This is a genomic window from Pseudomonas sp. NPDC089422 (genome assembly GCF_044749405.1).
Lineage (GTDB): Bacteria > Pseudomonadota > Gammaproteobacteria > Pseudomonadales > Pseudomonadaceae > Aquipseudomonas.
On record NZ_JBIVHW010000002.1, the window covers coordinates 266265 to 276841 of the forward strand.

At 64.4% G+C, this 10577-nt stretch carries 12 protein-coding genes and 1 pseudogene; 1 reads left to right on the forward strand and 12 read right to left on the reverse strand.

Translation table 11 applies throughout. The annotated features are described in order from the left end of the window. Positions 1-92 precede the first annotated feature (92 nt). From ACIPZ8_RS04880 to ubiE, 12 genes and pseudogenes are all read right to left on the reverse strand, one after another. Positions 93-986, reverse strand: coding sequence for a methyl-accepting chemotaxis protein (locus tag ACIPZ8_RS04880; RefSeq protein WP_400720481.1), 894 nt, complete (start codon positions 984-986; stop codon positions 93-95). 9 nt (positions 987-995) lie between these two features. After that, positions 996-2093: pseudogene (locus ACIPZ8_RS04885) on the reverse strand (methyl-accepting chemotaxis protein); the annotation flags it as partial. Positions 2094-2167: 74 nt separating this feature from the next. Then, on the reverse strand, positions 2168-4084 hold the full coding sequence (locus tag ACIPZ8_RS04890) for a methyl-accepting chemotaxis protein (RefSeq protein ID WP_400720067.1): 1917 nt from the start codon (positions 4082-4084) through the stop codon (positions 2168-2170). A gap of 102 nt (positions 4085-4186) precedes the next feature. Further along, positions 4187-4894, reverse strand: coding sequence for a 16S rRNA (uracil(1498)-N(3))-methyltransferase (locus ACIPZ8_RS04895; protein ID WP_400720069.1), 708 nt, complete (start codon positions 4892-4894; stop codon positions 4187-4189). Next, positions 4891-5682: a twin-arginine translocase subunit TatC gene (gene tatC / locus ACIPZ8_RS04900; protein WP_400720071.1), complete on the reverse strand. Its 792-nt coding sequence runs from the start codon at positions 5680-5682 to the stop codon at positions 4891-4893. Before tatC ends, ACIPZ8_RS04895 begins: the two co-directional genes overlap by 4 nt. Beyond that, entirely contained in the window at positions 5679-6056 is a 378-nt protein-coding gene (gene tatB, locus ACIPZ8_RS04905; RefSeq protein ID WP_400720073.1) for a Sec-independent protein translocase protein TatB, read from the reverse strand. The genes tatC and tatB overlap by 4 nt, the downstream gene beginning before the upstream one ends. A gap of 3 nt (positions 6057-6059) precedes the next feature. Continuing rightward, a complete protein-coding gene (locus tag ACIPZ8_RS04910) occupies positions 6060-6332 on the reverse strand; it encodes a twin-arginine translocase TatA/TatE family subunit (protein WP_103446005.1) in 273 nt (90 codons plus the stop codon). A 24-nt stretch (positions 6333-6356) separates the two neighbouring features. Next, positions 6357-6692 (reverse strand): phosphoribosyl-ATP diphosphatase, encoded by a 336-nt coding sequence (locus ACIPZ8_RS04915; RefSeq protein WP_013974545.1) that lies wholly within the window; start codon positions 6690-6692, stop codon positions 6357-6359. Position 6693: 1 nt separating this feature from the next. Further along, positions 6694-7086 carry a phosphoribosyl-AMP cyclohydrolase gene (hisI, locus tag ACIPZ8_RS04920; protein WP_400720075.1) on the reverse strand — a complete coding sequence of 131 codons (393 nt, stop codon included), beginning with the start codon at positions 7084-7086 and terminating at the stop codon, positions 6694-6696. A 72-nt stretch (positions 7087-7158) separates the two neighbouring features. Then, the gene (gene ubiB / locus ACIPZ8_RS04925; RefSeq protein ID WP_400720077.1) at positions 7159-8781 is read right to left on the reverse strand and encodes a ubiquinone biosynthesis regulatory protein kinase UbiB; all 1623 of its coding nucleotides are present in this window, start codon (positions 8779-8781) and stop codon (positions 7159-7161) included. Then, positions 8778-9401, reverse strand: a complete 624-nt coding sequence (locus ACIPZ8_RS04930) for an SCP2 domain-containing protein (protein ID WP_400720079.1) — start codon at positions 9399-9401, stop codon at positions 8778-8780. Before ACIPZ8_RS04930 ends, ubiB begins: the two co-directional genes overlap by 4 nt. Beyond that, entirely contained in the window at positions 9401-10171 is a 771-nt protein-coding gene (ubiE, locus tag ACIPZ8_RS04935) for a bifunctional demethylmenaquinone methyltransferase/2-methoxy-6-polyprenyl-1,4-benzoquinol methylase UbiE (protein ID WP_103446001.1), read from the reverse strand. Before ubiE ends, ACIPZ8_RS04930 begins: the two co-directional genes overlap by 1 nt. A gap of 124 nt (positions 10172-10295) precedes the next feature. Here ubiE and ACIPZ8_RS04940 point away from each other — a divergent pair, with 124 nt between their 5' ends. Next, positions 10296-10571, forward strand: a complete 276-nt coding sequence (locus tag ACIPZ8_RS04940; RefSeq protein WP_086978663.1) for a polyhydroxyalkanoic acid system family protein — start codon at positions 10296-10298, stop codon at positions 10569-10571. Positions 10572-10577: the final 6 nt, after the last annotated feature.

The following is a 10577-nucleotide window of genomic DNA, read 5'->3' on the forward strand; positions in this document are numbered from 1 at the left end:
GTCAAGCCCGCTCCCACAGGTCCTGCACCGCCTTCAAGGCTGGTGTCTGACCTGTGGGAGCGGGCTTGACCCGCGAAGCAGGCGACTCGGTCTTAGAGGCTGAACCGCCCCACCATCCCCCGCAACTGTCGCCCCAGCTGCTCCAGCTCCCCACTCGAAGCCGCTGTCTGCTCGCTGGCCGCACCGGTCTGGTCCGACACATCCCTCACACTGATCACGCTCCGGTTGATCTGCTCGGCCACCACGCTCTGTTCTTCGCTGGCCGTGGCTATCTGCTGATTCATGCCCTGAATGCTCGAGACCGTGTCAGTGATCTGCCCCAAGGCCTGCCCCGCCCTGCGGCTCAGCTCCACGCTCTGCTCGGTCAGGCGCTTGCTGTCGTCGAGCAAGTGGGTGACCTCGTCGGTACCGCTGTGCAGGCTGTCGATCAGTTGCTCGATTTCCTCGGTGGACTGCTGGGTACGTTGCGCCAGACCGCGCACCTCATCGGCCACCACGGCAAAACCGCGGCCCGCTTCACCCGCCCTGGCGGCTTCGATCGCCGCGTTCAGTGCCAGCAGGTTGGTCTGCTCCGATACCGATTTGATCACATCGAGGATACTGCCGATTCGCTGGCTTTCGCCGGCCAGGTGCTGCATGGCGGCCAGGCAATGGTCCATCTGACCGGCCAGCTGTTCGATGCGGCCGATGGCTTCACCTACTACCTGGTCACCCAGTTGTGCCTGCTGGTCGGCATTGGTGGCCGCCAGTGAAGCTTGCTCGGCGTTTTGCGCCACTTCCTGCACGGTGGCGCTCATCTGGTTCATGGCGGTGGCGACCTGGTCGGTTTCCTCGCGCTGCTGGTTGATGCGCAGCTTGGTGTCCTCGCTGCTGGCTGCCAGCTGCGAAGCAGCCTGGGACAGCTGGCCGACGCCCTGATCGATACCGCCAATCAGCTCGCGTAGGCTCATGGTCATCTCGCGCATGCTGGCCTGCAACTGCCCCATTTCGTCGCGGCGCTGCACGGGCTCGAGCTGGCTCAGGTCGCCTTTGGCGATACGCGCCGCCAACGTCAGCGTCTGGCGCAGGGGTTGGGTGATCTGTTGGGTAATCAGCCAGCCGGCGAGGATGCCGACGATCAGGGCCAGCACGGCCACGCTGGTCAGCAAGGAACGGGCGGCCACGGCCTCGTTGTCACGCTGTTCCACTTTGCGTTCACCCAGTTCGACGCTGACAGCCCTGAGCTCGATGCCCATCTGCTCCATTTCGTTCTGCAGCTGCTCGACCTGCAGCGCGGTGCGGCGGTATTGATCGAGGCTGGTCCGGTACTTGGCCAGTTCGATGCCGGGCTGCTCGGTGAGGGCACGAGGCAGGCCCAGCGGCATGAGGGCTCTGAGCAACTGCTCGAGGCTGACGTCGGCGGCATCCAGCGCGGCATCGCCAACCTTGGCAAAGTCTTCCAGCGGGGAGAACGTATAGGCCGGTACCAGGCTCTGCTGGTTGGCGGAGTCAACATGCCGGCTGAGGGTGTCCATCAAGCCCAGAACGGCGCCTTGCTGGTTGTCGCCTGGCATCTTCAGCAGGGCCTGTGTCTGCAGATCATCGACGACGGAATTCAGTTTCGCTTCCTGCGCCTGCATGGCCGTACGCAGCTGCGTGCGACTGCTGACCGTGTTCTGCAGGGCGGTGAAAGCATCACGCATTCGCTGCAGCAGTTGCAGCTTCTGCGTCAGCATCTGCCGCGACTCATCGACGTTGCTGCGTTGCTGAAGGGTCGTCAGCAGGCTTTCCAGTTGCCCGAGGATCTGCACGATCTGCGCCTTGCTGGCGTCATCGGCCAGCACACGATAGGTGATGCGCTCGGCGCGCAGGTCTTTGACCAGGTCGTTGATCCGGCCGATTTCGCTGAGTTGTTCCGAGCGGGTGATGGCGCCGTCGAGGGCACGCCAGCCGCTGACCGTGGTGGCCAGGGTGAGCGCGAGGACCACGGCGAAGCCCAGGGCGAGTTTGGCGCCGACACTGATGTTGCCGAGCCTGTGATTGAGGTAGCCGAACATGGCAGGTCTCCGTCCAGTTGATGGGGATGGGGTGCTGGCGTAATGCCGGCATCCCATCCCTGCCAATCGGCGGAGGGCTTGTAGGACTTGACCTGAAAATTATGTAGGAAAATTCAGCACAGATAGAAGCATCAGAGCCTGAATCGTCCGACCAACCCTTGCAGGTGGGTGCCCAGGCGGGCCAGTTCGACGCTGGAGCTGGCGGTCTCCTCACTCGCCGCCGACGTCTGGTCGGAGATATCGCGAACATTCATCACGCTGCGGTTGATCTCTTCGGCGGTAGCACTCTGCTGTTCGGCTGCCGTGGCGATCTGCTGGTTCATGGCCTGGATCGACGACACGGTGTGGGTGATGGTTTCCAGCGAACTGCCAGCGCGGCGGGTCAGTTCGACGCTGCTGTCGGTCAGCTGACGGCTGGCGTCCATCACGCTGGCCACGCGCTGGGTGCCGCTTTGCAGGCCGGCGATCAGCTCTTCGATTTCTTCGGTGGATTGCTGGGTGCGCTGGGCCAGGCTGCGCACCTCGTCAGCGACCACCGCAAAGCCGCGCCCGGCCTCACCCGCACGCGCCGCTTCGATGGCGGCATTGAGTGCCAGCAGGTTGGTCTGTTGGGCCACCGACTTGATCACGTCGAGCACACTGCCGATCTTGTCGCTTTCGGCCTTGAGCTGGTTCATCGCTTCGCTGGAGTTGACCACTTCACTGGCCAGGCGCTCGATCTGCGCGACCGCCTCGCTGACCACCCGATCGCCCTCGCGTGCCTGCTGGTCGGCCATTGCCGCAGCCTCCGAGGCCTGCTCGGCGTTGCGTGCCACTTCGTGCACGGTGGCGGCCATCTCGTTCATCGCGGTCGCGACCTGGTCGGTCTCGACCTTTTGATTGTTGACCCCGGAGCTAGTCTGCTCGGTGACTGCCGACAATTCTTCGGCGGCGCTGGCGATCTGCGTGACGCCATCGCCGATGCCGCCGATCAGCTCGCGCAGGCCCTGGGTCATGCGCTGCATGCTGGCTTGCAGCTGGCCAAGTTCGTCGCGGCGGGTCGAATGCAGGTCCTGGCGCAGGTCGCCGTTGGCCACGCGCTCGGCGGCAGCCAAGGTCTGGCGCAGGGGGATGATGATCTGCCGGGTTATGGCCCAGGCTGCGAGCAGGCCCAGTACCAAGGCCAGGGCGGTGGCACCGCCGAGCATGACTTTGGCCTGGGCAGTGCCGGCATCGCGCACTTCGGTCTGCGAAACGGTCATTGCCTCACTGGTCTGCAACAGCACCGTGCCCTGGTCAGCCATGCGCTGCAGCGCCTGCTCGCTGGTGCTTTGGGCGTTGCCGAACTGGGTTACCGCATCGCGGTAAGCGGCCAGCGCGGTGGCCGAGTCGTCGAGGCTGGCGGCATATTCGGCCGGCAGCCTGGCGGGCAGTGCCTTGAGCTCGGCCAGCGCCTGGTCGATGGCCTGCAGCGCGGTCTGCTGGTAGTCCGCGTTGCCGCTATAGGTGTAGCCACGTACCTGGAAGCGTGCCTGCTGCACCAGCACGCTGACGTCCACGGCATGCTGGTACTGGCTGATGTCGCCACCCTGCAGCAGGCGCTGCTGCACCCGGCTGATCAGCTCGACCGCCTTGTCGGCGCTGTCACCCAGCACACCGCGAGCGGCGTCGCGGCGTTGACCGGCTTGCTTGAGCTCGTTGAAGGCCTGCTGGTACTGGCTGACTGCGGCCTGCTGCTGTTGCAGGCGCTGGCGGTCGGTGGGTTGCTCGATCTGCCCGAGCATGAAGGTGATCTGGCGCTCCAGATTGCCCAGGGCCTTTTCCAGCTCGCCGATGGCCGCATCGTTGCGGTCGCGCTGGTAGTGCTGGCGGGCGATGCGCAGCTCCTGGGTGTACTGGTGGATCACCGAAATGTTGCCCAGCTTGTCACCGCGCTCGGTGACGCTGTTCAGGCCCTGCCAACCGGTAAAGGTGATGGCCAGAGTCAGCAACAGCACCAGGCCGAAGCCCAGCCCCAGCTTGCGATTGACGCTTACATTCCCGAGCGATTGGGAAAACCATTGGTACATGTTCGACTCCCCGGCAACGTGGCAGCACAGATTTTTTGTTGTGTTGCCAAACACCATCGGCTTGCGCCGGGGAAACTTGATAGCAAAAAGCTGACCCGGCTGTCAGAAAATCCTCGAAAGCAGGGCAGTCACGGCGGTTTCCACGCGCAGAATGCGATCACCCAGCTGAACAGGTGCCAGGCCAGCCTTGCCGAACAGGTCGACTTCGTAAGGGATCCAGCCGCCTTCGGGGCCGATGGCCAGGGTTACCGGGCCTTCAACCGCACGCGGGCAGGCCGGGTAGGGGCCGGGGTGGCCGACCAGGCCGAGGGTGCCGTCGGCGATGGCTGGCAGGCGGTCTTCGACGAACGGTTTGAAGCGTTTTTCGATGATCACCTCGGGCAGCACCGTGTCACGGGCCTGCTCCAGGCCGAGGATCAGGTTCTCGCGGATGGCTTCTGGGTGGAGAAAGGGCGTTTGCCAGAAGCTTTTCTCAACCTTGTAGCTGTTGACCAGAATCAGCCGCGGCACGCCCAGGGTCGCCACGGTCTGGAACAGCCGGCGCAGCATCTTCGGTCGCGGCACGGCCAGCACCAGGGTCAGCGGCAGCTTGGCCGGTGGCTGCTGGTCGAAAGCCACCTCCAGTTCGGCTTCATGCTGTGCCAGGCGCAGCACTGTGGCCTTGCCCATCAGGCCGTTGATGCGGCCTACGCGCAGCGTGTCACCCACGGCGACACGGTGGATGTCCTGCATGTGGGTGAAGCGCCGATCAGCGAGAACGACGCGGTCGGCCGAGACAAAGTCGGCCTCTTCAAGGAGTAACAGGTTCACGGCTGGGTCGCTGGCGGCTGGTCGTTGTGGTCGTTGGTGGCTTCGTCTTCAGCATGGCTGCGCTTGCGGATCAGGCTGCCGCACAGCACGCCGATTTCGAACAGCAGCCACATCGGCACGGCGAGCAGCGTCTGCGAGAAGATGTCCGGCGGGGTGAGGATCATGCCGACCACGAAGCAGCCGATGATCACGTACGGGCGGACCTTCTTCAGGTACTTCACGTCGACCACGCCGATCCACACCAGCAGCACCACGGCCACCGGGATCTCGAAGGCAACGCCGAAGGCGAAGAACAGGGTCATGACGAAATCGAGGTAGGCGGTGATGTCGGTCATCATCGCCACGCCTTCCGGAGTGGCTTTGGCGAAGAAGCTGAACATCAGCGGGAACACCAGGAAGTAGGCGAAAGCCATGCCGGCGTAGAACAGCAGGATGCTCGACACCAGCAGCGGAATGGCGATGCGCTTTTCATGGCGGTACAGTCCGGGTGCGATGAAGCCCCAGATCTGCTGAAGGATGAACGGGATCGCCAGGAACAGCGAAACGATCATGGTCAGCTTGAACGGCGTGAGGAACGGCGAGGCCACATCGGTGGCGATCATCGTCGCGTTGGCCGGCAAGTGTTCGCGCAGCGGCGCCGACACCAGGGTGTAGATCTGCTGGGCGAAGGAGAACAGCCCGGCAAAGATCAGGAAGATGACCGCCACGCAGCGCAGCAGGCGGGTGCGCAGTTCGGTCAGGTGCGAAACCAGCGGCATCGGCTGGTCGTGTTCCGGATTTTCGCTCATGGGGCTCGCGGCGGTTGAGGCGGTTCAGAGGGTGCGGTCGGGGCGGCAGGTTGCTCTACCGGCCTGGCTTCAAGCCCGGCAGGTGGCTGCACGCTGGCTGTGGTCACCGGCGGCTGCGCGGGTGGCGTCAGCGGGTTGAGGATGCGCTTGGCTTCCTCTTCCATCTGCAGGATGTGCTCGTTATGCAGCTGGCGGCGGATGTCGTCGGCACCGATTTCGCGCTCGACCTCCATCTTGATCGCATTGAAGCTGCGTTTCAGCCGCCCGATCCACAGCCCCGCAGTACGCGCGGCGCCAGGCAGGCGCTCGGGGCCGAGCACCAGCAGGGCGACCAGGCCGACGAGCAGCAGCTCGCTGAAGCTGATGCCGAACATGGGTCAGTCTTTCCGCTGCGGCTCTTGGACCGGCTGGGCCTGGCCCTCGATGGTGTGGCCTTGCTGCGGCTGGGCGGTGTTCTGTACTGGCGGCACAGGCTGGGCGGGCGGCGGGGTCTGCTCGGCCGGCTTGTTCTCTTCTTCGCTCATGGCCTTGCGGAAGCCCTTGATCGACTCGCCCAGGTCGCTGCCGAAGTTCTTCAGCTTCTTGGTGCCGAAGACCAGGACCACAACGACCAGCAGGACGATCCAGTGTTTCCAGTCAAAAATACCCATGGTGCTCTCCTAAATGCGGTTTGCTCAGGCCGATGGCTGACGCGCGGCCTTTTCATCGTGCCCGGAAAGCCCGAAACGGCGCTCCAGTTCATCAAGCACGGCTTGTGGATGCTGGCCCAGCGCGCTGAGCATGACCAGGCTATGGAACCACAAGTCTGCGGTTTCATAGATGACATCACTGTAATCCTTGCTCACGGCGGCGTCTTTGGCCGCGATGATGGTCTCGACGGACTCTTCGCCGAGCTTTTCGAGGATCTTGTTCAGGCCCTTGTGGTACAGGCTGGCCACGTAGGAGCTGTCGGGAGCCGCTTGCTTGCGCTCTTCGAGCACTTCGGCCAGGCGGTTGAGGGTATCGCTCATGTCAGTGTCCTGCGCTGTAGATGGCATCCGGGTCTTTCAGAACCGGGTCGACGGTGTTCCACTGGCCGTCCTCGAAGACGCGATAGAAGCAGCTTTCGCGGCCGGTGTGGCAGGCGATATGGCCCAGTTGCTCGACCATCAGGATGATCACGTCGGCATCGCAGTCCAGCCGCATTTCATGGAGCTTCTGCACATGGCCGGACTCTTCGCCCTTGCGCCACAGCTTGCCACGGGAACGCGACCAGTAGATGGCGCGTTGCTCGGCAGCGGTCAGCGCCAGCGATTCGCGGTTCATCCAGGCCATCATCAGCACGCGTCCGGTCTTGTGGTCCTGGGCGATCGCCGGTACCAGGCCGTCGCTGTTCCACTTGATCTCGTCCAGCCAGTCTTTCATCGTCGACTCCAAAGCGGGCCCGCTCCTGTGCCGGGCCCTTTGCGCTAGTGTGCCAGCCAGCAGCGCGGCTGGCTATTGGCGCACGATCAGGTAGAGGCCGGCTGCCAGCATCAGCCAGGCCGGCCAAGCGCCAGGCGCCGCCAGGCTGGCGGCCTCGGCGGCACCGGCGGCCAGTACCGCACCGCCACCGAGCAGGCCGGCACCGAGCAGGCGCAGCGCCCAACGGTCGCCCTGGCGCCGGCGTTCCGGCAGCTGCGGGTCTTCCAGGTGTGGCTGCGACAGGCGTTCGAGCAGGTCGCGGGCCATGCCAGCCAGGTGCGGAAGCTGCTCGACTTGGCCATGAATGTTACCGAATACGGCCTTGGGGCTCATGCGGTCGCGCATCCAGCGCTCAAGGAACGGCTTGGCGGTGCTCCACAGGTCCAGGTCGGGGTAGAGCTGGCGGCCCAGGCCTTCGATGTTGAGCAGGGTCTTCTGCAACAGCACCAGCTGCGGCTGGACCTCCATGTTGAAGCGCCGAGCGGTCTGGAACAGGCGCATCAGCACCTGGCCGAAGGAAATATCCTTTAACGGTTTTTCGAAGATCGGCTCGCACACGGTGCGGATCGCCGCTTCGAATTCATTGACCTTGGTATGCGCCGGTACCCAGCCCGAGTCGATGTGCAGCTGGGCAACGCGGCGGTAGTCGCGCTTGAAGAAGGCGATCAGGTTGCGCGCCAGGTAGTCCTGGTCCTCGGCGGTGAGGCTGCCGACGATGCCGCAGTCGATGGCGATGTACTGCGGGCTCCACGGTTTCACCGTGCTGACGAAGATGTTGCCCGGGTGCATGTCGGCATGGAAGAAGCTGTCGCGGAACACCTGGGTGAAGAACACTTCGACGCCACGCTCGGCGAGCATCTTCATGTCGGTGCGCTGGTCGGCGAGGGTGGCCATGTCGGTGACCGGCACGCCGTAGATGCGCTCCATCACCAGCACTTTCGGGCGGCACAGGTCCCAGTACACCTGGGGCACGTACATCAGCTCGGAGCCTTCGAAGTTGCGCCGCAACTGGCTGGCGTTGGCGGCTTCGCGCAGCAGGTCGAGTTCGTCGTAGATGGTCTTCTCGTAGTCACCGACGATTTCCACCGGGTGCAGGCGGCGGGCATCGGCCGAGGCGCGTTCGGCGGCCTTGGCGATCAGGAACAGCCAGGCCAGGTCCTGGGCGATGACCGGCTTCAGGCCGGGGCGAACCACCTTGACCACCACCTCTTCGCCACTCTTGAGGCGGGCGGCGTGCACCTGCGCGACCGAGGCCGAGGCCAGTGGCTCGACGTCGAAGCGGCTGAACACTTCGCCGACCTTGGCGCCGAGCTGATCTTCGATCATCGCCACGGCTTTTTGCGGGTCGAACGGCGGCACGCGGTCCTGCAGCAACATCAGTTCGTCGGCGATGTCGGTGGGCAGCAGGTCGCGGCGGGTGGACAGCAACTGGCCGAACTTGATGAAGATCGGCCCCAGGTCCTGCAGCGCCAGGCGCAGGCGCGCCCCGCGGCTGAGCTCGGAGGGCTTGCGCGGCAGCCAGCGCCAAGGCATCAGCAGGCGCAGGCTGGCCAGCCACCAGGGCAGCAGGGGTTGTTCGAACAACAGGTCATCGAGACGGTAGCGGATCACCACGCGCTGGATGCGAAAAAGACGGCGGACGGCGAGCAGCTTCATGCGTTATCGCTGGTATCAAGGGATCGGGAGAGGCGCAGCAGGCGCGCCTCGAGGCGTTCGATATCGAGTTTGAGGGTGTCGAGCTCGCTGAAGGCGGCTTCGGCTTCGCGCTTGCCCACCAGGGTGCGTGATTCCTCGGCCAGGTATTCCGACAGATTCTGGCTGAAGCGTGCCAGGCCCTGACGGGTCCAGCGCGCGCGCAGGCGAATGTGGCCGGCGAGCATTGCCGTGGCGACCGGGCCGAGCCAGCGCTGCAGCTCGTGTTCCCAGTCCAGTTCCAGGTCCTGCAGTATGCCGAACAGGTCAAGCAGCACGGCACTGTCGCCGTGCAGTTCGACTTGCGGGCTGTGCAGCACGGCAGTCTTGTCCCTGGCAACGGCCAATTGCACCAGGCTGCCAGCCGGGGCGCGCAGGCTGCAGTCGACCTCACCCTCCCAGTGGGCGGCGAGCATCAGGCCTTCTTCATCGGGCAGGATGAACAACTGCAGGGCCGGTTGGCGGCAGTCGATCTCGATGACCTTGCCTTCCAGCGCGGCCAGCCGCGGCAAGGCCGTGCTGTCCATGCGCAGGACGCGGTTCAGGCCATGTTCGGCACTGGCGAGCAGCCCGGCCAACAGCATCAGGGCTTGATTCCCCGGTGCACGGCAACGATGCCGCTGGTCATGTTGTGGTAGGTGACGCGGTCGAAACCGGCCTCGACCATCATGCTCTTGAGGGTTTCCTGGTCGGGGTGCATGCGGATCGACTCGGCGAGGTAACGGTAGCTCTCGGAGTCATTGGTGATCAGCTTGCCGGCCAGCGGCATGAAGGCGAACGAATAGGCGTCGTAGGCCTTGGACATCAGCTTGTTGGTCGGTTTGGAGAACTCCAGGATCAACAGGCGGCCGCCCGGCTTGAGCACACGCAGCATCGAGCGGATGGCTTCGTCCTTGTGCGTGACGTTGCGCAGGCCGAAGGCGATGGTCACGCAGTCGAAGTGGTTGTCCGGGAACGGCAGCTTTTCGGCGTCGGCCTGGACGAACTCGATGTTGCCGGCCACGCCACGGTCGAGCAGGCGGTCACGGCCGACCTTGAGCATCGAATCGTTGATGTCTGCAAGCACCACCTGGCCAGTCGGGCCGACCAGGCGCGAAAACTTGGCGGCCAGGTCGCCGGTGCCGCCGGCGATGTCCAGCACGCGGCTGCCGGCGCGCACGCCCGACAGCTCGATGGTGAAGCGCTTCCACAGGCGGTGCATGCCGCCGGAGAGCACGTCGTTCATCAGGTCGTACTTGGCGGCCACCGAGTGGAACACTTCGGCGACTTTTTTCGCCTTCTGGCTTTCAGGCACGTCCTGGTAGCCGAAATGGGTGGTGGGTTCGGCGTGGTCGCCTTTGCGCTGGTCGTTCATATCGCTTCACCGGAAAAAATTACCGCCATTCTAGGGCGAATGGGCGGATTTGTCTTGGCGGGGTGTGCCTTGGGGCAGGGGCGGGCATAATGCAGATTATGTCTTCATACCCAGGAACACCCGCATGACCCAGATCAGCGTCGAACGCAAACACTCCCTCGGCCGCGATGCCGCCCGTGCCAAGGCCGAGGCGCTGGTCGATAAGCTCAGCCGCGAATACGACCTCAAGGCCACCTGGAACGGTGACCGGGTCGATGTGGCCCGCAGCGGCGCCAATGGCAGCGTGCACATCGGTGAGGACAGCATCCGCGTGGAGCTGAAGCTGGGCATGATGCTGTCGATGATGGGCGGCACCATCAAGGGCGAGATCGAACGGGCGCTGGACAAGGCCCTGGCCTGAACGCGC